Origin of the sequence: Halobellus captivus (genome assembly GCF_007655485.1) — an archaeon.
Taxonomy (GTDB): domain Archaea; phylum Halobacteriota; class Halobacteria; order Halobacteriales; family Haloferacaceae; genus Haloquadratum; species Haloquadratum captivum.
In genome coordinates this window covers 635,111-656,066 of record NZ_VJXQ01000002.1, presented here as the reverse complement: position 1 = coordinate 656,066, position 20,956 = coordinate 635,111, and the positions used below count along the sequence as shown (strand labels likewise).

The 20,956-nt window shown below is 67.2% G+C and carries 20 protein-coding genes; 6 read left to right on the top strand and 14 right to left on the bottom strand.

The annotated features are described in order from the left end of the window. Positions 1-71 precede the first annotated feature (71 nt). Together FJT57_RS08645 and FJT57_RS08640 are read left to right on the top strand one after the other, a co-directional pair. Positions 72-1,430 (top strand): molybdopterin molybdotransferase MoeA, encoded by a 1,359-nt coding sequence (locus tag FJT57_RS08645; protein WP_144904165.1) that lies wholly within the window; start codon positions 72-74, stop codon positions 1,428-1,430. Next, positions 1,418-3,346, top strand: coding sequence for a molybdopterin biosynthesis protein (locus FJT57_RS08640; protein ID WP_144904163.1), 1,929 nt, complete (start codon positions 1,418-1,420; stop codon positions 3,344-3,346). Before FJT57_RS08645 ends, FJT57_RS08640 begins: the two co-directional genes overlap by 13 nt. Positions 3,347-3,448: 102 nt before the next feature. On the opposite strand, the gene FJT57_RS08635 is transcribed toward FJT57_RS08640, so the two are convergent. The 8 genes from FJT57_RS08635 to FJT57_RS08600 all read right to left on the bottom strand — a co-directional run bounded on the left by FJT57_RS08635 (position 3,449) and on the right by FJT57_RS08600 (position 9,900). Next, positions 3,449-4,156, bottom strand: a complete 708-nt coding sequence (locus FJT57_RS08635; RefSeq protein WP_144904161.1) for an HAD family hydrolase — start codon at positions 4,154-4,156, stop codon at positions 3,449-3,451. A 114-nt stretch (positions 4,157-4,270) separates the two neighbouring features. After that, positions 4,271-4,648, bottom strand: a complete 378-nt coding sequence (gene lwrS, locus FJT57_RS08630; protein ID WP_144904158.1) for an LWR-salt protein — start codon at positions 4,646-4,648, stop codon at positions 4,271-4,273. A 12-nt stretch (positions 4,649-4,660) separates the two neighbouring features. Further along, on the bottom strand, positions 4,661-4,936 hold the full coding sequence (locus tag FJT57_RS08625; RefSeq protein WP_144904156.1) for a 4a-hydroxytetrahydrobiopterin dehydratase: 276 nt from the start codon (positions 4,934-4,936) through the stop codon (positions 4,661-4,663). Positions 4,937-5,039: 103 nt separating this feature from the next. Further along, positions 5,040-6,470 carry a glutamyl-tRNA reductase gene (gene hemA / locus FJT57_RS08620; protein WP_144904154.1) on the bottom strand — a complete coding sequence of 477 codons (1,431 nt, stop codon included), beginning with the start codon at positions 6,468-6,470 and terminating at the stop codon, positions 5,040-5,042. Next, complete coding sequence (locus FJT57_RS08615; protein ID WP_144904152.1) at positions 6,455-7,243, bottom strand: precorrin-2 dehydrogenase/sirohydrochlorin ferrochelatase family protein; 789 nt, start codon at positions 7,241-7,243, stop codon at positions 6,455-6,457. Before FJT57_RS08615 ends, hemA begins: the two co-directional genes overlap by 16 nt. 25 nt (positions 7,244-7,268) lie before the next feature. Next, positions 7,269-8,339, bottom strand: a complete 1,071-nt coding sequence (gene ahbB / locus FJT57_RS08610; protein WP_144904150.1) for a siroheme decarboxylase subunit beta — start codon at positions 8,337-8,339, stop codon at positions 7,269-7,271. Between the two features lie 124 nt (positions 8,340-8,463). Then, a complete protein-coding gene (locus FJT57_RS08605; RefSeq protein WP_144904148.1) occupies positions 8,464-9,375 on the bottom strand; it encodes a methyl-accepting chemotaxis protein in 912 nt (303 codons plus the stop codon). Positions 9,376-9,501: 126 nt separating this feature from the next. Continuing rightward, positions 9,502-9,900 (bottom strand): DUF5778 family protein, encoded by a 399-nt coding sequence (locus FJT57_RS08600; protein WP_144904146.1) that lies wholly within the window; start codon positions 9,898-9,900, stop codon positions 9,502-9,504. Positions 9,901-10,011: 111 nt separating this feature from the next. Here FJT57_RS08600 and FJT57_RS08595 point away from each other — a divergent pair, with 111 nt between their 5' ends. After that, a complete protein-coding gene (locus FJT57_RS08595) occupies positions 10,012-10,911 on the top strand; it encodes an MBL fold metallo-hydrolase (protein WP_144904144.1) in 900 nt (299 codons plus the stop codon). Positions 10,912-11,126: 215 nt separating this feature from the next. Here the strand turns inward: FJT57_RS08595 and FJT57_RS08590 are convergent, their stop codons facing one another. Beyond that, positions 11,127-13,064 carry an aldehyde ferredoxin oxidoreductase family protein gene (locus FJT57_RS08590; protein ID WP_144904142.1) on the bottom strand — a complete coding sequence of 646 codons (1,938 nt, stop codon included), beginning with the start codon at positions 13,062-13,064 and terminating at the stop codon, positions 11,127-11,129. Positions 13,065-13,268: 204 nt separating this feature from the next. Here FJT57_RS08590 and FJT57_RS08585 point away from each other — a divergent pair, with 204 nt between their 5' ends. Continuing rightward, positions 13,269-14,366, top strand: a complete 1,098-nt coding sequence (locus FJT57_RS08585; RefSeq protein WP_144904140.1) for an archaeosine biosynthesis radical SAM protein RaSEA — start codon at positions 13,269-13,271, stop codon at positions 14,364-14,366. A gap of 27 nt (positions 14,367-14,393) precedes the next feature. Here the strand turns inward: FJT57_RS08585 and FJT57_RS08580 are convergent, their stop codons facing one another. From FJT57_RS08580 to FJT57_RS08565, 4 genes are all read right to left on the bottom strand, one after another. Further along, on the bottom strand, positions 14,394-14,906 hold the full coding sequence (locus tag FJT57_RS08580) for a TspO/MBR family protein (protein WP_144904138.1): 513 nt from the start codon (positions 14,904-14,906) through the stop codon (positions 14,394-14,396). A gap of 207 nt (positions 14,907-15,113) precedes the next feature. Beyond that, entirely contained in the window at positions 15,114-15,791 is a 678-nt protein-coding gene (purQ, locus tag FJT57_RS08575; RefSeq protein WP_144904136.1) for a phosphoribosylformylglycinamidine synthase I, read from the bottom strand. Further along, positions 15,791-16,042, bottom strand: coding sequence for a phosphoribosylformylglycinamidine synthase subunit PurS (purS, locus tag FJT57_RS08570; RefSeq protein WP_144904134.1), 252 nt, complete (start codon positions 16,040-16,042; stop codon positions 15,791-15,793). The genes purQ and purS overlap by 1 nt, the downstream gene beginning before the upstream one ends. A gap of 131 nt (positions 16,043-16,173) precedes the next feature. Continuing rightward, positions 16,174-17,256, bottom strand: coding sequence for a phosphoribosylaminoimidazolesuccinocarboxamide synthase (locus FJT57_RS08565; RefSeq protein WP_144904132.1), 1,083 nt, complete (start codon positions 17,254-17,256; stop codon positions 16,174-16,176). A gap of 196 nt (positions 17,257-17,452) precedes the next feature. Here FJT57_RS08565 and cofH point away from each other — a divergent pair, with 196 nt between their 5' ends. Then, complete coding sequence (cofH, locus tag FJT57_RS08560) at positions 17,453-18,850, top strand: 7,8-didemethyl-8-hydroxy-5-deazariboflavin synthase subunit CofH (RefSeq protein WP_144904130.1); 1,398 nt, start codon at positions 17,453-17,455, stop codon at positions 18,848-18,850. An 89-nt stretch (positions 18,851-18,939) separates the two neighbouring features. Then, positions 18,940-19,488 (top strand): metal-dependent hydrolase, encoded by a 549-nt coding sequence (locus FJT57_RS08555; RefSeq protein ID WP_144904128.1) that lies wholly within the window; start codon positions 18,940-18,942, stop codon positions 19,486-19,488. A 19-nt stretch (positions 19,489-19,507) separates the two neighbouring features. Here FJT57_RS08555 and cofG read toward each other — a convergent pair whose 3' ends face one another. Then, complete coding sequence (gene cofG, locus FJT57_RS08550) at positions 19,508-20,683, bottom strand: 7,8-didemethyl-8-hydroxy-5-deazariboflavin synthase subunit CofG (RefSeq protein WP_144904126.1); 1,176 nt, start codon at positions 20,681-20,683, stop codon at positions 19,508-19,510. Positions 20,684-20,956: the final 273 nt, after the last annotated feature.

Sequence of the window (20,956 nt, the reverse complement as noted above, 5' to 3'; positions counted from 1 at the left end):
CGATGCCGAGCGGGGTTCCGGCACGCGACCCGTGCCGCGGCTCTTTTTGTACTTCCGGACGTAGGTCGGGTATGGATTCTGCGGACACCGACGAGACTGTTGACGGCGACGACGAGCCGCCCGAGCGGCAGTCGGCCGGGTTCAAACACCGGACCCGGATCGATGACGCCCGGCGGGCACTGCTCGATGCGGCGATTCCCCACGATCGAACCGAGCGGCTCGCGCTCGTGCCCGCAGACGGGCGAGCGCTGGCCGAGTCCGTCGCCTCTTCGCGCGCGGTCCCCGACTACGAACGCTCGGCGATGGACGGCTGGGCGGTCCGCGCCCGCGACACGTTCGGCGCATCGGACCGCTCGCCGGGCGTCCTCCGCGTCGCCGACGACGAGCCCCGATCGGTCCCGGAGACGGCCGTCGGCCCGGAAACGGCGGTCCGCGTGCACACCGGGAGCGAACTTCCGGAGGGCGCGGACGCGGTCGTGATGATCGAGCACGCCGAGCAGGTCGGCGGGGACCTCGACGTGTTCGACGCCGTCACCGAGGGCGAGAACGTCGCCCCCGTCGGCGAGGACGTCGCCGAAGGCCAACAGCTGTTCGAGCCCGGCCACCGCCTGCGGCCGTCGGACCTCGGCCTCCTGAAGTCCGTCGGCGTCGACAACGTGACCGTCTACGAGCGGTCGACCGTCGGCGTGATCCCGACCGGCGAGGAACTGGTGCAGGAGAACCCCGGCCCGGGCGAGGTCATCGAGACGAACGGGCTCACCGTCTCTCGGTTGGTCGAGCGCTGGGGCGGCGTCCCCACGTACCGGAACGTCGTCACCGACGACGAGTCCGCGCTGCGGGCGGCGATCCAGCGCGACCTGACGAAGGACGTCGTCGTGACGACCGGCGGCTCATCGGTCGGTGAGCGCGACCTCATCCCGGAGGTCGTCGACGAACTTGGCGAGGTGCTGGTCCACGGCGTCGCGCTCAAACCGGGACACCCAGTCGCGCTCGGCGTCGTCGAGGAGACGCCGGTCGTGATGCTTCCGGGCTATCCCGTCGCCGCGATCATCAACGCGGTCCAGTTCCTGCGGCCGCTCCTCAAGCACGTCGGGCATCTCCCGGACGTCCCGCCGCCGACCACGCGGGCGACGCTCGCGGAGAAGATCCCGAGCGAGCCCGGTGTCAGGACGTTCGCGCGGGTTCGAGTCGACGACGAGGGTGGGTCCCACGCTGATCACAGAGGCGGGTCCCACGCTGACCACGGAGGCAGATCCCAGGCTGACGGCGAGGATTCGAACAGCCCGACCGCGACGCCGACGCGCGCCTCGGGCTCGGGCGTGCTCTCCTCTGTCGCGCTGGCGGACGGCTGGGTCGCCGTCCCCGAAGGTCGAGAGGGCTACGACGAGGGCGAGACAGTGACCGTCGAACACTGGGAGTGGTTGCCGTGAGCGACCGCCGACAGTTCCGCGACCTCGTCGATCCCGCGGTCGCCCACGGGACGATTTCGTCGCTCGACCTCGATCCGGAGTCCGAGACCGTTTCGCTGTCGGACGCGCGCGGTCGCGTCCTCGCCGAGCGGGTCGACGCCGACCTCGACGTCCCGGGATTCGACCGCGCCAGTATGGACGGCTACGCCGTCCGCGGCCGCGACACCTTCGGCGCTGACGAGGCCGACCCGATCGAACTCGATCTCGTGGGTGCCGTCCACGCCGGAACGGAGCCGGACGTCGTCGTCGGCGAGGGCGAGGCCGCCGAAATCTCTACCGGCGCAGTGATGCCCGAGGGCGCGGACGCGGTCGTGATGGTCGAGCGGACGGCGGAAGTGTACTCCGACGACGGCAACGAGTCTGACGAGCCGCCGACCGCCGTCGTCGTCCGTACGGCCGTCGCGCCCGGCGACAACGTGATGCTGGCGGGGACCGACATCGCCGCCGGTGCCCGCGCGCTCGGACCGGGAACGCGACTCACGGCCCGCGAGATCGGACTCCTCTCTGCGCTCGGCGTCGACGAGGTTCCGGTCCGCGGGAAACCGACGGTCGGCATCGTCTCGACGGGCGACGAACTCGTCCGCCCCGGCGAGGACCTCCACAGCGAGCGCGGTCAGATCTACGACGTCAACAGCTACACGATCGCTGCGGGCGTCGAGGAGGCCGGTGGCGAGGCGAGGCTGTACCCCCACGCGGGCGACGATTACGGGGAGATGGAGCGACTGCTCGTCGAGGCGGCCGAGGAGTGCGATCTCGTCCTCTCCTCCGGCTCGACCTCCGCCTCCGCAGTCGACGTTATCTACAAGGTCATCGAGGAACGCGGCGACCTCTTACTGCACGGCGTCGCCGTCAAGCCCGGCAAGCCGATGCTCATCGGCGAAGTCGGCGAGAGCGCGTACGTCGGGCTCCCCGGCTACCCCGTCTCCGCGCTCACGATCTTTCGGACCTTCGTCGCGCCCGCGGTCCGCGCCGCCGCCGGGCTTCCCGAGCCGCGGACCGCGACCGTCCGAGGGAAGATGGCCGTCCGCGAGCGCTACGGCGAGGGCCGACTCCGCCTGATGCCGGTCGGCCTCGTCACCGACGCGGACGGAGAGACGCTCGTCTACCCGGTCGACAAGGGCTCGGGCGCGACGACCTCGCTCGTCGAGGCCGACGGCGTCGTCGCGGTCGACCCCGATACGGAGTACCTCGGCGAAGGCGAAGCGGTCGATGTCAAACTCTTCTCACCGGACGTCCGTCCGCCGACGCTGTTCGCCGTCGGCGAGGACGACCCCGCGCTCTCGCGGCTGCTCGACCGACTCGAGAACCCCCGGTTCCTCCCGGTCGGCAGCCGCGAGGGGCTCCGACGACTGGCTGGCGGCGTCCCCGACGTAGCCGTCGTCGCCGGACCGGTCGAGCGCGACGTCGACACCGTCGACCTCGGCGGCTGGACGCGCGAGTGGGGACTCGTCGTCCCGGCGGACAACCCCGAGGGGGTCGCGGACCTCGCCGACCTGGTCGACCGCGACCTCGCGTTCGTCAACCGGGGGCGCGACGCGGGGGTTCGCGCGAGTCTCGATGCGGCTCTGGACGACCTCGCAGACGCCCGCGGCGTCTCCCAGCACGACCTCGCAGACGCCATCCGCAGCTACGAGATCGGATCGAAAGGCTTCGAAAGTCCCGCTCGCGCGGTCGCTCGCGGAAACGCCGACGCGGGCCTCGGCCTCCGCGCGACCGCGGAACGGCTGGGCCTCGGCTTCGTCCCGCTCGGGACTGAGTCCGTTCGCGTCCGTGCGAACCCGAAGCGGACGGCGAAGCCCGGCATCGAAGAGCTGAAAGATCGTCTGGTTGCCGCGGACGACGTTTTCGCGTCGCTCGGCGGCTACGAGAGCGATTGAACGGCGTACGAGAGCGATTGAACGGCGGCTACAACGCTGAGTGATGGCAGCGTACGTGCCGGGCATCTGCCGGGGCGTACGCGCCCGATTTTCCCGGACGATTCAGTCGGGACGACCGCCGTCGGCGGCGACGTTGCCGCCGTGATTCGGTAGCGACAGTTCGCCGAACGAGCCGACGCGGTAATCCGCGAGGACACACCGACCGCGGCGCTCCGGCGGGTGTCTCTCGACGTGGATGCCGTCGAGTCCGGCGTTCCACGCCGCGCCGATGTCGCTCGCGCCGTCACCGGCGAGGACGCCCCGGCCCGGCTTGGTCGGATCCAGACCGAGCCGCTCGATGGCGTGATAGACCGGAGCCGGGTCGGGTTTCCACCCGAGTTCCGCGGTACAGGAGACGAACGAGTCGAACCAGTCGCCGACGTCGAGGTGTTCGACGACCGGATCGGCGAGGAACTCCTGGCAGTGCGTCACGACGCCGATCGGCACGTCGGCCGCGAGGAGGTCGCCGACGAGGGTCGCGGCGTCGTCGTGGAGGTACGTCGCCTCCGCTCGGGCCTGGGGATCCTCGACCGAGTGGAACGCCGTCCAGAACGTCTCGGGGTCGATCCCCCACGCCTGAAGCTGTGGGTCCCGCGCGCCGCCGAGGCCGTGCCAGAGGACTTCGGCCTCCCGATCGCTGAACTCCCGACCGAGCCTGTCGCCGACGCGGTCGAACACCTCGCGGGTGTAGGACCACTCGGCGTCGACGAGCGTCCCGTCGAGATCGAACAGCCAGAAATCGTATTCGAGTGGGTCGGCGTCGCTGGGCATCGACGGACCGTAGGTCGCACCGCCGTAAGTGCATTTCGCCGAGTTGTCGGGGGATTCGATCCGCGAAGCGAGTCCGAACGAACCAAAAATTGTGCGAGATCGTCGTGTCTCGCTTCAGGTCTCGCCTTCGACGACCCGGATACTGGAACCGAGGTGTCTGTGGAGGACGTCGCGCGCGCTGTCGCCGCCGAACGCCTCCGGCATCGATTCGATCGCTTCCTCCAGCGCGCGGCGGTAGGCCTCGTCAAGCCGTAACTCGCTGAACTGGACGTCTTCGACGGGCACCGACAGCCACGACTCGGCGAGGTCGCGGGCGTAGCGCTCGTCGCCGACGTTCCCGCGCCAGAGCGCATCCCGGAAGAACAGCCACCCGTCCTCGCCGGGCGGGTCGGCGGCGACTTCGACGACCGTCTCGACCGTTTCCGGAGAGACCGAAACGCCCGGCGACGGTCTGAACCTTACAGTCACGCGAAAGACGTAGGCGGCGTGCACGGCCCGAACGCGTCAGTACTCCGCGTTGAAGAGGTTCCCGAGGCGAATGTCTTTCTCGGTGATCCCGCCCTCCTCGTGGCTGGTGAGACGGACTTCGACCTCCTCGTAGCCGACCCGGATCTCGGGGTGGTGGAACTCCTCTTCGGCGACCTCGCCGACGTGAGTTACGAAGGTGATTCCCGCGAGGTAGTCGTCGAATACGTACGTCCGCGCGATCTCGTCGCCGTCGCGCTCCCAGCCGTCGGGGAGCTGCGTCCGGATCTCCTCATCGTCGAGTAACTCGGCCATACGCACAATCTCAGTCGCCGGGCGCATAACGTTTCTCCCGGTGGTGACCTCCAGCGATCGCGACGCGCGGAAACCGTTCCGTGCGGTTTCAATTCGTGCGGTTTCAATCGTCGGAGACGCTTTCGAGAGCGTATTGAAGCAGCTCCTCATCCGACCGGTCCGAGGCGGTCTCGTCGGACTTCGGGAGCCCCGCGGCGTCCGAGAGCGCAGCGTTCTCCGTCCCCTCCGCACTATCAGTTTGCTCCGCGCCCTCCGCTTCGCGTCCCGGCCGCCGGGTGACCGACGACCGCGACGGGCCGAACTCGGGGTTGAACAGCGTCATCGCCGTCTGGATCGTCGCCCAGTCGTCTTCGGTCGCGGCGTCGCGGAGGCTCTTCGTCGGGGCGGAGAGCAACTGCCCGACGAGCGCGTCGGCCATCGCCTCGACGGTCTCGCGCTGTTCGTCGGTCAACTCGCCCTGCGCCTCCAATCGGGTGAGTGCGGTGTCGACCTCGCGGGCTTTGACCCGCTCTGCGGCCTCGTACATCGTGCTGATGGCCTCGTCGGCCTGCCGCCGTTTGTAGGCGTCGAGCAGCCGGTCGAACTCCTCGTCGATCATCGCTTCGACCTCCGCTGCGGCGGCCTTCCGGTCCTCTTTCGTCTGTTCTGTGACCGACTCCAACGCGTCGATGTCGCGGACGACGACTTCCTCGACTGTCGCCGCCTCCGGGTGAACGTCCCGCGGTTGCGCGAGATCGATGAAGAGCGTCTCGCCCGCGTCGTTGACGTCTCCGGATTCGAGCAGGTACTCCGGCGTGCTCGTCGCGGTGACGACGACCGACGCGTCGGCCACCGCCCCGTTCAACGATTCGAGCGGAATCGCCGTCGCCGGGACCGCCACTTGGTCGACGATCCGTTCGGCGTTCGGGACCGTCCGGTTCGCGACGATCAGCTCCGCGACGCCGGACTCGGAGAGGGCCTCCGCAGCGAGCTTGCCCATTTCACCGGCTCCGACGACGAGCGCGGTCGTCCCGTTGAGATCTATCTCCGCCTCGGCCAGTCGCGCCGCCGCGGATCCGATCGACGTGGCCCCCTCGTTGATCGCCGTCTCGGTCCGCGCCCGTTCGCCGACGTGGACCGCTTTCGTGAGCCCCGTCTCAAAGGTCGGACCGAGCGCACCGGCGTTGCGCGCGATCTCCATCGCGCGCTTGAACTGCCCGAGGATTTGATCCTCGCCGAGCACCAGCGATTCCAGCCCGGCGGCGACGCGGATCAGGTGCCGGAGACTCTCCTCGTGGCCCATCTCGACGACGACATCCCCGCTGGCGTCGCCGTGCACGCGTTCGAGTGCGCGGCGTCCGTCGTCGACGGTGTCGGCGACGACGTACGCCTCCGCGCGGTTGCACGTCTGAATGGCGAACGCCTCGCTGACGCCCTGCGTGTCGAGCAGCGTCTCGACCACCGCGCGTACGTCCCCGCACGCTGCGTCCTCGATGTCCTCGACGCTCGCCCGTTCGTGCGACACACGAGACCCACGGATCACTCCCGCGTCCATCGGTCACCCCCAATCGTATTCCGTATCACGCGTGTCGCCTCTCGGCGGGGATTGGACGCCCCCGTACGTAAAGCCTTCCAAACTAGCGGGTCTCGAACCACCGCGCGGATCGCATCACGACGCGCCGACGGATCGAGGTCAGAAGCCCGCAGTTCCGCTCGGAGCTCCGCCGTCAACGCCGCCATCTCCTCGGCCCCCTCGATTTCGGCTTCGATGCGCTCGCGCAGGTATTTCGCGAGGGCCGGGCTCCGACCGCCGGTGGAGAGGGCGACTCGCACGTCGCCGTCGGTCACGGTCGCCGGGACGACAACATCGCGGATTCCTCGGATCCCGTCACCCGATGCGCCGTCGTCCTGCGAGTCTGCAACTGCGCTTCGATCTGCGCGGTTGACGAGGAGTCCCCGGTCGCGCCCCGCGGCGGCGACGGCCTCGTTCACGTCTTCGTCGTCCGTCGCGGCCACGACGAGCACCGGATCGATCCGGTCGATCCACTCCTCGACCTCGTCCGGGGTCGGACAGGCCCGAACCAGTTCCACCTCCGTGGAGCCGTCCTCTCCAACGTCCCCCGCACTCTCGTCCCTCTCGTCGGAGTCGTTCGTGCCGAAGTCGCACTCGTCGGGACCGTACGTGCCGACGTCTCGCTCGTCGAACTCGGGGCTCACGACGACGACGCGCGCCTCGGCGGCGAACCGGCGCGCTTTCCGCGCGCCGACGGACCCCCCGCCGAAAATCAACACGGTATCGCCGGTGAAGTCGTGATACAGCGGAATCATCGTCCCCTCGCCGCTCCGGTTCGGGTCACTCGACGTTCGCCGCGGCCCGTTCGTCGAGCCTGATACCCGTCTTCTTCAGGATTCGCGTCGAAAACAGCGAGTCCCAGTCGTCGTCGCCGACGTCCCAGTACTCCGCCATCGTCTCGCGCACCGCTTCGATCCGCCGGTCGCTCTCCTCCTCGGAGCGGCCGTGCGTCATCGCGAAGAAGTTGTACGGCCAGACGTCTCCGTGGCGCGGGCGTCGGTAACAGTGCGTGACGAACGGCAGCGACGCCACCGCGGGGCCGACCGTCTCGACGAGGTCGTCGGGGACGTTCCAGACGGTCATCCCGTTCTCGGTGTAGCCGAGCGCGTAGTGGTTCGGGACGACGCCGACCCGCCGGATCTTCCCCGCTTTCTCGAAGCGCTTGACCGTCTCGACGACCCACCCGGTGTCGGCGTCGATCGCGTCGGCGACGTCCGCGTACGGCGTCTCGGTGATCGGTAGCCCGCCCTGGATCTCGACGACGAGGTCGCGCTCCGCGGGCGTCAACGTCTGTCGGTCGGTGGGGGTCACGTCGGGGCCGAGATCCGAGAGGTCCACGTCGCCCCCCGGAATCGGGCCGTCGACGAGGAACTTCGCCTCGACGCGGAACTCCCGGCGCTTGGGCATATTGTACGTCTGCTCGCCGGTTTCGTCCTCGATCTCCGCGAGCACCTCCCCGACGCGGTCCTCGTCGGCGACGCTGACGACGAACCACATATTGAGATGCGGGTGCTCGCGCTCGTAGTTGTGCGCGACCTCCCGGTGGCCGTTGACCGCTTCTGCGACCTCCTCGAAGCGCTCCTCGGGCGCGTGTATCGCGACCAGCGTCGCCGTGCCACCGATCTCCTCGGCGTTCACGAGCGCGCCGAAGCGACTCAGCGTGCCCGATTCGTCGAGCTCGCGGATTCGATCGAGGAGTGCCGCAGCGCTCACGTCGATGCCGCGCTCGCGCAGGGCGGCCGCGGCGGGGTCGAACGGTCGTTCGACGACGGGAAACCCGCCCTGAAAGGCGTTGATGACGGCGCGGTCGAGATCCGAAAGCGTCGGCTCCACCGCGTCTGCCTCGCTCATACGCTACACAGTGATCGCCGGAAGGATAAGCGTCTCGAACGGCGCGGCTGCGACGGTGCTGCCGCGGTGCCGCCGCCAGAGGTCTGAATTCGGTGTGACCGCGGTTCGGTCTCCGCTCGCCTCTCTACTCGTCCAGGAACGCCTGAAACCCCTCATTGACTTCCGAGATCATCGCCGCCTGCTCTTCGACGGCCGCGCTGATCGCGTCGGTGTCGTCGCTGATGCTCTCCGCGTTCGCGGCGGTCTGATCCACCATCGAAGCGATCTCCTCCGTGCTCGCCGCCTGCTCGTCGGTCGCGTACGCGACTTCCTCGACGCCGCCGTTCAGTTCCTCGATGGAGTCGTCGATATCTTCGAGCCGCGACAGCGTCGATTCGACCTCGTCGATTCCCTCCTCGACGGCGGCCTCGTTGTCGTCTAACCCGTCGACGGCCTCCTCGGTGTGGTCTTGGACTCGGTCGACGAGCGCTTCGATCTCGTTGGCGTGCTGTTGGGATTTCTCGGCGAGCGCCTTGATCTCCTCGGCGACGACGGCGAACCCGGATCCGGCTTCGCCCGCCCGCGCCGCCTCGATCGAGGCGTTCAGCGCGAGCAGGTTGGTCTGATCGGCGATGTTGTTGATCACGGCGACCATCTCGTCGATCTCCTCGACGCTGTCGTCGATTCGCCGCACTCGGCCGTCGACCTCGTCCGAGGCCGCGTCGATGCGCTTCATCGCGTCGCGGGTGTCCCGTGCGGAGGAGCGACCCTCGGAGGCGAGCTGATTCACCTGCTCGCTCTCGCTCGCGACTTCCTCCGCGGAGGAGGCGATCTCCTCGACGGCCGCGCTCATATCGGAGACCTCGCTCTGGACCTCGTACATCCCCGTTGCCTGTTCTTGGGCGAGCGTCGCGATCCCCTCGGTCCGGCCCGCGATGTCGTCGGCCGCGCTGTTCAGCTCGACGAGTGCGTGCGCTGCCTCTTCGATGTCCTCATCGCCTTGTGATTTGGCGACGTCGACCGTGTCCCGTGTCTCTTGTGTGTCTTGGGTTGACATTCACAAGGACGGACTGGTTCTCATTTAATAAAATCTATCCCAAAAATATCGCATCTGATACTCGTACGATCCACTTTTTGGCCGCGTTTTTGTATCTGATTTGAATTTGAAAACAACGACTGAAACTCAGGGGACCGGTGTCACCCGATCGACGCGGTCGAGGGATTCGAGGTCGGCGGCGAGCGCGTCTTGCTCCGGTCCGGCCTCGTAGTAGAACACGAGATCGAACGTCCCCTCGCGGAGCAACTGCTGGCACTCCCAGACGAACGATTCGTCGTCGAGCGTCAGGCCCTGAAACTGGTTCGAGGCGAACTCCTCGGTGTCGTTTCCGGCGTAGATGTACGTCTTGCCCTTCTCGGAGTGGTCGGCGAGCACCTCGTTGATCTCCACGGTGAGTTCCTGCATTTCGAGGTCCTCGGCGCTCGCGAGGTCGGTGTGAACGATCGCGCCGACGAGTTCGATGTCGCCGGGTTCGAGGAGCGCGAGGGTGCGTTGATAGAGGTCGTCGTCGAGCGTCTCGCTCATACGTGGTCGTCGCCCGGGTGAGATAAACGGGTGGCGGTTTCCCGTCGGCGTCGGCTCGGAGAACGAGGCCACCGACGGAACGCTTTTTCCGTCGCACCGCGGCCATCCGCTATGGCTATCGGCGATCGCGTTCGCGTGACAGGAACTGACGACGTCCACTACGTCGACGTCGGCTTGCACGGCATCCCGCGGCACGGCGCGGCGTACATCATCGACGGCACCGAACCCTCGATCATCGAGACCGGAACCGGTCGGCATCGAGACGCCGTCTTCGACGCGCTCGACGCGCTCGGTATCGACCGCGAGGACGTCCGGCACGTCCTCGTGACCCACGTCCACCTCGACCACGCCGGGGGCGCGGGCTACTTCGTCGATGGGTGTCCGAACGCGACGGTGTACACCCACGAAATCGGCGCGCCGCACCTCGTCGACCCCGCCCGACTCATCGCCGGAACGAAAGACGCCGTTGGCGACCATTGGGAGTTCTACGCCGAACCGAAGCCGATACCGGACGATCGCATCGAGGCGCTCGTCGACGGCGACGAGATCGATCTCGGCGACCGGACGGTCGAGGTGATCCACGCGCCGGGGCACGCGCCGCACCAGACGGTGTTCTTCGAGCCCGACGACGGACTGTTATTCACCGGCGACGCCGCTGGCGTCTACGTGCCCGAGAAGGGAGTCATCAACGAGACGTCCCCGCCGCCGCAGTTCGACATCGAGGGGTGCCTCGACGACGTCCGAACCATCGAGGATCTCGCACCGGAGACGCTCTGTTTCACGCACTTCGGGGACGTCCCGTACGACCCGGATTTGCTGGAGGCGTATAAGCGAACGCTCGTCGAGTGGGTCGAGGCCGTTCGGCAGAAACGCGCGGAACTCGGCGACGACGAGGCCGTCATCGAACACTTCGAGACCCACTCGGAGATGGTCGAGGTATGGGGCGAGCGGAAGGCCCGCGCGGAGGCGAGTCTGAACGTCCGCGGCGTGCTCACGTCGCTCGATACCTGAGTCGCAGTGTGATCTCGGCCTGAGCCGCAGACGAATACCAGCCTGAGTCACTGACAAATCGCTGCCTGAGCCACTGACGAATCGCTGCCTGAGCCACTGACGAATCGCTGCCTGAGCCACAGACAGGTCTCCGAGCGCGAGTAATCGATCAAAAAACGTTGCGTGGTTCGCACCTGTCCGCAGAGACTCGTGAAGCCCCGTCGGAGTCGTCGCTGTCAGTCGTCAGCCGGTGCCGGGCTGTCGCCGCGGGAGACGCCCGTACCGGGGCCGATGTCGATCTCGAGCTCTTCGAGCCGCTCGTCGGGGACGACGCCGTCGACCCATCCCCGACGCTCGTAGTACTCCGTTTTCATCTGTTCGAGCTCACAGAGCTGTCCCTCTGCGGCGCCCTGCCCGGGGACCGCTTCGTCGCCCTCGACGAAGCGACCCGGCAGCGAGTCGTCGGAGCCGTCGAAGCCGACGAGGTTGTTGTAGTAGCGTTCGAGCGTGTAGATTCGATCGCCCGCCGCCATCAACTCGTCTTCGGTGACGTCGCGGCCGGTCATTCCGTTGTACTGCGCAACGTACTCGTCGATCCCCTCCGCGAAGGCGTTGAACTTGCAGATATCGAAGGAATCAGAGATCGCGTGCAGGTCCTGGAAGAGCGCGCAGAGCTCGCCCTTACCTTCCCACTCGGTCGGGTCGACCTTCTCCGGGATACCGAGAATCTCCGCGGAGGGCGTGTAGCCGCGGAGGTGACACGCGCCGCGGTTCGAGGTCGCGTAGCCGATGCCCATTCCCTTCATCGCACGGGGGTCGTAGGCGGCGATCGTCTGCCCCTTGACGGCCAGAGAGTTGTCGTGGGCGTCGCGCTCCTCCGCGACGCGACGGGGTCCCTTCGCGAGGAGTTCGCCGAGTTCGGAGTCGTGGTGGGCCATCTCTTCGAGGAGGTCCATCATATGCTCGACGTCGCCCCACTCGACCCCGTCCCCGAGGTCGTCCAGTTTGCCCTGCTCGGTCATCTCCATCCCCATCGCGATCATATTGCCCGCCTCGATGGTGTCGATCCCGAGGTCGTTGCACATATTGATCATCACGGCGATGCTGTCGCGGTCGTCGTTCATCGAGTTCGGGCCGAGCGCGTATGCGGACTCGTACTCGTAGGACTCCCCGCGGACGTTCAGCTCCTCGCCTTTCCGTTCGTAGGTGACCTCCGTCTCCTTCTTGCAGGCGACCGGACAGGAGTGACACGTCGGTTCGTCGACGAGGATGTTCTCACGGACGTTCTCACCGGAGACGTTCTCCGAGTCGATGTTCGGTTCGCTCGGATCTTCCTCCGCTTCCGAGTGCGTCGAGGTATATCTTCCATTTCTGGTCGGGAGTCCGTCTAACTCCTCGGCGAGGTTCATCAGGACGTTCGTGCCGTACAGCGACAGCCCGCCCTCGTTGGGGCCGGTGACGTCCGATTCCCGAATGAGCTGCATCGCCTGCTGGTAGCCCTCGGTGAACGTCTCCGGCTTCTCGGGCTTCGGCATCTTCGTGCCGGACTTGATGACGACTGCCTTCAGATTCTTCGAACCCATCACGCAGCCGGTGCCGCCGCGGCCCGAGGCGCGGTCATCCTCGTTCAAAATGGCGGCGAACTTCGTGCCGTTCTCGCCGCCCGGCCCGATCACCATCGCCGAGAGGTTCTTGCCGAACTGGCCGTCGTGTCCCTCCTCGATGGCGTCCATCGCGTCGTGAATGCCGAGGCCCCACAGTTCGGAGGCGTCGCGGAGCTCCACGTCGCCGTCTTCGACGTACGCGTACACCGGCTCGTCGGCCTGCCCCTCGAAGAGGAGGCCGTCGAAGCCCGCCCACTTGAGGCGTGCGCCGGACCAACCGCCCTGATGAGAGTCGGTCACGGTTCCGGTCAGCGGTGATTTCGTACAGACAGCGATCCGACCGCTCATCGGCGCTTGCGTGCCGGTGAGCGGGCCGTTCATAAACGCGAGCAGGTTCTCCGGACCCTCCGGATCGACGTCCGGGCCCTGATCGAACACGTACTTCACGCCGAGGCCGCGCCCGCCGATGTACTTGCGCGCCTCCTCCTCGTCGATTCCCTCGTAGCCGACGTCCCCGCTCGTGAGATCGATCCGGGCGACGCGGTCGTTGAATCCTCCCAAATTACTCATAGTTAATGTCCATAGTTTAGTACGGTCCGAAATCTGTTAGTCGTTATCGCTCTTGGGTAACCGGAATACGTTACTCCCCTGCGCGTCGGGGGCGACCGCCGTCCCGGGAGGTCGTGCGAACGGCGTCCGCCCCGTGTCGCATCCTTCACAGCGACGCGCGCGGAGACGACGGAGATTTACCGACCCGTCGAGTAACGGGTGGCAATGAGTCAATCGAGCCCCGAAGTCTACGAGCGGGGGCGGGGGATGGACGCCCACAATCAGGTGATGCGGGAGATCCGATCGGAAAAGGAGAAACACTACGATCCGCACGAGCCGACGCGCGTCTGGCTCGACGAGGACAACACGCCCGACGGGGTCGTCCGGTCGCTGACGATCATCCTCAACACCGGCGGCTGTCGGTGGGCCCGCGCAGGCGGCTGCACGATGTGCGGCTACGTCGCCGAGTCCGTCGAGGGCGGCAGCGTCGCTCACGAGGCGCTGATGGATCAGATCGACGTCTGTCTCGAACACGAGGCCGACGAGGCAGAGGAGCCCGCCGACCTCATCAAGATCTACACCTCCGGCTCGTTCCTCGACGAGCGCGAGGTCGGGGCCCGGACCCGACAAGCGATCGCCGAGACGTTCGCCGACCGCGAGCGCATCGTCGTCGAGTCGCTCCCGGACTTCGTCGACCGCGAGAAGATCGCCGAGTTCACCGACGTCGGCCTCTCGACTGACGTCGCGATCGGGCTGGAGACCGCGACCGACCGCGTCCGTCACGACTGCGTGAACAAGTACTTCGACTTCGCCGACTTCGAGGCCGCCTGCGAGGAGGCCCGCGACGCCGACATCGACGCCGACGGCGTCTCCGCGGGCGTGAAGGCGTACCTCCTGATGAAGCCGCCGTTCCTCTCGGAGTCGGAGGCGATCGACGATATGATCTCCTCGGTCCGGAGATGCGCCGCCGTCGACGGTTGTCACACCGTCTCGATGAACCCGACGAACGTTCAGCGGTACACGATGGTCGACGAACTGTTCTTCCGCGGCGGCTACCGCCCGCCGTGGCTCTGGTCGGTCGCGCAGGTGCTCGAAGCGACAGCCGACGTCGACGCTATCGTCGTCTCCGACCCCGTCGGCCACGGCTCCGACCGCGGGCCGCACAACTGCGGCGAGTGCGACGACAGAGTACAGAAGGCGATCAAGGACTTCGACCGCCGACAGGATCCCTCGGTGTTCTCGCAGGTCTCCTGCGAGTGTGAGGACACGTGGGAGTACGTCGTCGAGGCGGAGACGAGTTACGGGATGCCGCTGGTCCGGTAACGCTCCGGGTTCAGAACTCGGTGTCGGTCAGTTCAGCACCCAGAACTGGTAGTTGAGGTAGGCCGCGAAGGTGACCCAGAGCAGGTACGGAACGAGCAGCAGCGCCGCGCGCCGGTCCACGCGAGCGAACGCCCGCATCGTCGCGACGATGAGCGCCCAAAGTACGGCGATGACCGCCAGACCCAGACCGATCTCCCGCATTCCGAAGAACGCGGCCGACCAACCCAGGTTGAACGCGAAGTGGACGACGAAGACGACGGTAGCGACGCGGACCGCTTCGGGCTCTTCTGTCGCCCGTTTCCAGACGAGCCACAGCGCCGCGCCCATCAGCGCGAACAGCGCGGTCCAGACGGGGCCGAACACCCAGTTCGGCGGCGCGACGGCGGGCCGGACGAGCGAGTCGTACCACTCGCCGAGCCCCTGCGCGGTGAAAACCGCGCCGGACGCGCCGACGAGTTCGACGGAGAGAATCGCGACGACGAGCGCGATGAGCGGCCGCTCACGGGGGAATCGGCTGAGTCTCGCCTGGAGGGAGGCCATACGAAAACATCGGTCGCTGTCGACATAATAGGACCGACGGACGGTTCGGATGCGTCGACGGCGGACGGTTCGGATGCATCGACGGCGGACGGTTCGGATGCGTCGACGGCGGACGGTTCGACCACGTTCACGACGCATTCTGTGTCTGATCGGCGGCGACGACGCGCTTTCCTGACTGCGCCTCCTCACCGATCAGAGAAACATCGATCAGACGAACGCCGAGAGCACGCCCTGTCCGTCGACGCTCCGGCCGAGATCGGGGAGCGTCGCGCGCTCGGGGTGCGGCATCATCACGGCGACGCTCTCGCGCTCGCCGAGGATCCCCGCGACGTTGCCGCGGGAGCCGTTCGGGTTCGCCTTCTCTGTGATGTTCCCCGCCGAATCGCAGTAGCGGAACAGGACTCGGTCCTCGGCGACGAGGTCGTCGTACCGCTCCTCGGTGATCTCGAAGCGACCCTCGCCGTGCGCGATCGGGATCTCGACCACGTCGCCCGCGTCGTAGGCGGCGGTCCACGGCGTGTCGGCGCGCTCGACGCGCAGGTGCACGGACTCACACTGGAAGCGCGCGCTGGCGTTCGTCGTAAACGCGCCGGGCGTCAGCTTCGATTCGCAACCGATCTGCGCGCCGTTGCAGACGCCCAAGACCGGCACGCCGTCGTCCGCGGCGTCCCGCACGTCCCGCATAATCGGCGAGTGGGCGGCCATCGCGCCCGCTCGGAGGTAGTCGCCGTAGGAGAAGCCGCCGGGGAGGACGACGCCGTCGACGTCTGCCGGGAGCCCGTCCTCGTGCCAGACGCGCTCGGCCTCGACGCCCACGTGTGCGAGCGAGCGGACCGCGTCGCGGTCGCAGTTCGAGCCGCCGAACGTTATTACTGCGACGGTCATCAGGCTTCGGTCACCCCGACGTCGTAGTCGTGGATCGTCGGGTTCGCGAGCAGTCGCTCGGCCATCTCGTCGACGCGCGCTTCGGCCTCGTCGGCGGAGTCGGCGTCGAGGTCGATCTCGAACTGGTCGGCCGAGCGGAGGGCCGAGAGCTCGAAGCCGAGGCGTTCGAGCGCGCGCTTGGTCGTCTCGGCTTCGGGGTCCAACACGCCCCGCTTGAGGCGAACCGTCACCGTCGCGGTGTACGTCGTCATCGATTCGTAGTGCGCGGTCGTGTGTAAAAGACGTTTTGGAGTGATTCTGATATGCACGAATATGGATTCCCGACGCGGTACTACGTGTGTTCTCGACGCTGTATGTGCTTGGATAATGAACGGTCCGGCCGTTACAGATCGCGAACGGCGTCGACCGCGTCGTCGACGTCCGGCGCGTCGAACCAGTTCCCGCCCGTGTAGGCGTTCGTACCCGCCGCGTAGAGGTCGGAGACCGCATCGACGACGTCCGCCGGAAGCGGCGACGGTTCGCGCTCACAGAGCGTCCGCCAGTCGGCGACGCCCTCCTCGCGGGCCCGGGACTTCGCGTCGGAAACGGCGGCGACCCACTCGGGATCGGTCCGCTTGTAGTACTGGCGGACGACCTCCTTCGAGAGCTCCTGCCCCCGGTAGGAGAAGCGGTTCTCGTCGAACGTGCCGACGACGTCGGCGACGACGATCTCGCCGCCGTGGTAGAGACACTCGATCTTGCCGTCTTCGTGCACGAAGCCCCGTTCCTCGGCGCGCCGATTGAGGACGCCGTTCACCGCGAGCGCGACCGACTCCAGCGCATCGAGGTCGGCGACGCCCGCGATCCGTTCGGCCTCCTCGCGCGCGAGATAGCGGTCCTGCTCCTCGTACTTCGTCGAGAACTCGACGACGGGGTCGGGGAGTTCGACGACCGCTTCGGGCCAGCCGTCGGCATCGAGGTCTGCCTCGGAGGCGTCGACGTCGACGCCGTACTCGGCGGGCGACCCGCGCGAGCGGAGGCTCGATCCGACCGGGACCGTGTTTCGGAAGACGATTTCGAGGGGGATCAGGTAGTTCTCGCCCGCGGCGTCGTGGTAGGCGTCGTAGTCGTACTCGTCGTCGCCGAGGTACGGCAGGTCGGGGACCTGCGTGAGTTCGATCGCCATCTCGGTCGGCGGTTCGTCGCACTCGTCGAGGGCGACGGGGGAGTCCTCGGCCGCGTCGCCAGCGCTGTCGTCGTCGCTCCGGCGATAGACGCCCGCGTAGTGGGTCGGGACGTCGTGCTCGGCCAACAGCTCGAAGTTGTACGCGCCCATCGCGCACAGCGACGCTCCCTTTCGCGGGACGTGATCGGGCATCTCTCCCCAGTCGAAGACGGAGTACTGGTCGGTGAAGACGAACCGGCCGCGGCCGAGGTCGGTCGCGGTCGGCTCCGACTCGACGCGGAACTCCTTGACGCTCGTCATACGCCGAACTGACGCGGGAGCACACAAGAATCCTTCCACTCCCGTGCGTACTTCTGCCGAGGATTGTCCCTGTATATCCATCTTCGCGCATATCACTCCTCGTCTCCTCCCCACCCCTTCCCCCAATGCGACCCCACAGGGGGGGGGGACCGCCGGGAGGCCCAACTTTTTGGTCTCCCACGCCTCGGTGAGTGGTATGCGCGAGCCAGCGGTACCGATCGACGACCGGTCCGACTTCGAGTTCGATATCCGCCCCGAGACGGACCAGTCGTTCGAGAACGCGCTGGTGAAGGCGCGGGCGGGCGAGCGCCTGACCGTCGACGACGGGATCGAGTTGCTGACGACCGGGACCGGCGATGCGCGCATCGATCCCGTCAGAAAGGAGCGGGTGCTCGAAGCCGCCGACAGGCGGCCCCCCGAGGTCGTCGGAGACGACGTGACGTTCGTCGCGAACCTGAACAACAACGTCACGACCGCCTGCAACACCGGCTGTCTGTTCTGCAATTTCAAGGACACCGCCCACCGGTTCGAGGCCGACGCCGACGGCGAGCACGCGGGGTTCACCAAGACGCCCGAAGAGTCGCGGGCAATCGTCGACGACGCGCTCGATATGGGGATCTACGAGGTGACCTCGGTGTCGGGGCTCCATCCCGCCCTCGCGCTGAACGACGAACACCGCGAGATTCTCTCGGCCTTCGACGACCCCGCGAGCCAGGTCGACTACAAGCCGCCGGAGATATACGAGACCGACCCGGGAACGTACGTCGAGCAGATGCGCGCGATGTCCGTCGGCGGCGTCCATCTCCACTCGATGACGCCCGAGGAGGCCCAGCACGCGCGACGCGGCACCGACTGGTCCTACGAGGACGTCTATCGGCACCTGAACGCCGCTGGTCTCGACTCCGCGCCCGGCACCGCCGCGGAGATCCTCGTCGAGGAGGTCCGAGAGGTCATCTGCCCCGGGAAAATTTCCACCGACGAGTGGATCGCAGCGCTGGAAGGCGCGGTCGAGGCCGGACTCGACGTCACGGCGACGATGATGTACGGGCACGTCGAGAACGAGGCCCACCGCGTGCGTCATCTCCAGGTGATCCGCGACCTGCAGGACCGGACCGGCGGGATCACGGAGTTCGTCCCCCTGTCGTTCGTCCACGAGAACACGCCGCTGTACCAGTGCGGCGTGGTCTCCGGCGGCGCGAGCGACGACGAGGACGAACTGCTCGTCGCCGTCGCGCGGCTCTTCCTCGACAACGTCGAGAACGTCCAGTCCTCGTGGGTCAAGTACGGGAACGCGAAGGCGCTGAAACTGCTGAACTGCGGCGCGAACGACTTTATGGGCACGATTCTCTCCGAGGAGATCACGACGCGGGCTGGCGGTTCCTTCGGCGAGTTTCGATCGTTCGAGGAGTACGTCCAGATGATCTCGGCGATCGGTCGGCCCGCGGTCGAACGCTCGACGGACTACCGGACGCGCCGTCGAATCGACGTCGACGCGCCGGTCCACGGCCCGACGCTCGGTCCGCGTGCGGACGGTACGCCGATGCTCGACGGCGCTACGAGTGACACGCGAGGCCCCGCACAGGCGGACGATTGAGCGCCCTCGCCTCTTTCAAACTCTACATATCACGCGTCCCGCCGTTCGAGCCCGCAGGCTCAAGTCGGCCGCGCCCCTCCTCCCGATCGATGATGGTCACGACGCACGTGGCCGCCGGTCTCCTCCTCGCGGTTCCGGTGGTCGCGGTCGCACCGCAGTTCACACTTGCCGCTGCGATCGGTGCGATTCTCGGCGGGATCCTCCCCGACATCGACCTCTTCGTCGGCACCCACCGCAGGACGCTACACTTTCCGGTGTACTACTCGGTACTGGGTGTTCTCGTCGGCGCGGTCGCCCTCTTCGCCCCGACTCCGGTGACCGTCGCTGCCGCGCTGTTCTTCCTCGCAGCCGGGCTGCACTCGGTCTCGGATTGGTTCGGCGCGGGCGAGGAACTCCGGCCGTGGGAACGGACCTCCGATCGCGCGGTCTACTTGCATCCGCGCCGCCGGTGGCTCCGCCCGCGCTACCTCGTCCGGTACGACGGCGCACCGGAGGACCTCCTGCTCACGGTCGTCTTCGCGGTCCCAGCGATCGTGGCGTTCGACGGCTGGCTCCGCGCTCTCGTCGTCGCGGGTGTCCTCCTCGCGGTCGCCTACACGCTGTTCAGAAAACGCGTTCCCGAGTGGCTCGGGATCTGATCCGGTTTCTCGTCCCGCCTCAGTCCTCGGCACCGCTCACCCGCGACGGCTCCACGTCGAGCGGTCCGCTTCGTTGCGCGACGGCCCGATACCGGTGACCGTGGGCATCGTCGGCAGCGAGCGCCGCCTCGACCGGTGGCCGGAGCCACTCTCCCGCTGCGGGTCGTCCCGCGAAATCCGCTCGGCGCAGGGTCTCCGGAAGGAACCGATCGTACACCGGCAGGCGCTCGTACAGCGGAACGTCGGCGTCGTCGGCGATCGACTCTAACTCGCGGAGCGCGGGCCAGGCGTACTGGGGATTGATGTAATCCTCCGTGACGGGCGAGACGCCGCCGAGGTCGTCGACGCCGCAGTCCAGCAGCGTTCGAGTCGGCGAGAGGTTCGGCGGCACCTGCACGGACACCTCCTCGGGAAGCGCGACGCGCGCCATTGCGACCGCTCGTCGCATCGTCTCGACTGACGGCCGCTCGAAATCCGAACGCTCGTTGGGGACGACGTTCTGGACGATGACTTCCTGGACGTGGTCGTGGCGCTCGTGGAGCGCGCGGATCGCGAGCAGGCTTTCGGCGCGGTCGCGCCACGTCTCGCCGACGCCGACGAGCACGCCGGTCGTGAACGGCACCCCGACCCGTCCGGCCGCGCGAATCGTGTTGAGCCGCTGCCCGGGGGTTTTCCGCCGCGTTCCGGAGTGCGCCCGGACGTCCGCGGTGGTTTCGAGCATCACGCCCATACTCGCGTTGACGGGCGCGAGCCGCTCGAACTCGGTCTCGGTCAGATCGCCGGGATTCGAGTGCGGGAGCAACCCCTCCTCTAACGCGATCTCACAGCAGTCTCGAAGGTACCCGATGACATCTTCGTACCCCCGTTCGGTCAGCTGCGCGTGAATCTCCTCGTAGCGGTCGTCCGGCTTGTCGCCGAAGGTGAAGAGCGCCTCCGTACACCCCGCGTCGGCACCGATGCGGAGTCGCTCGCGGACGTCGTCGAGAGAGAGCAGCGTCGCCTCTCCGGGGACGTCGTAGTAGGTGCAGTACGTACACGTGTACCGACAGGCGGTGGTCAACGGGATGAAGACGTTCCGGGAGAAGGTGAGTTCGGCTGCGGCCGCGACGTCGTCCGGCGTCACTGCGAGCAGTCGTTGGACGTCGGACTCGTCGATGTCGACGTCGACGCCGTACTTCTCGGCCGCGGGAAACATCGTGAACGGACTTCGAAACCGACGCACAAAAACCGTCCTGGTTCCGGTCACTGCTCCGAGCGTTTATCCCCGAAGGCGCGGCCAGTCACGCCGTGACGTAACGAACGCCCCGCGTCGACACGCGATAGCTCGGCACACCGACGCGGGATCTGACGGGGATCGATCCCGCCACACCGCGTGTGCCGACTGTTCGCCACGATAGGGCGTCACGACAGTACCTCGGCCAACGTCGATTACCCAACACCCGACGTCAGTTCACGACCGCTCGACGCG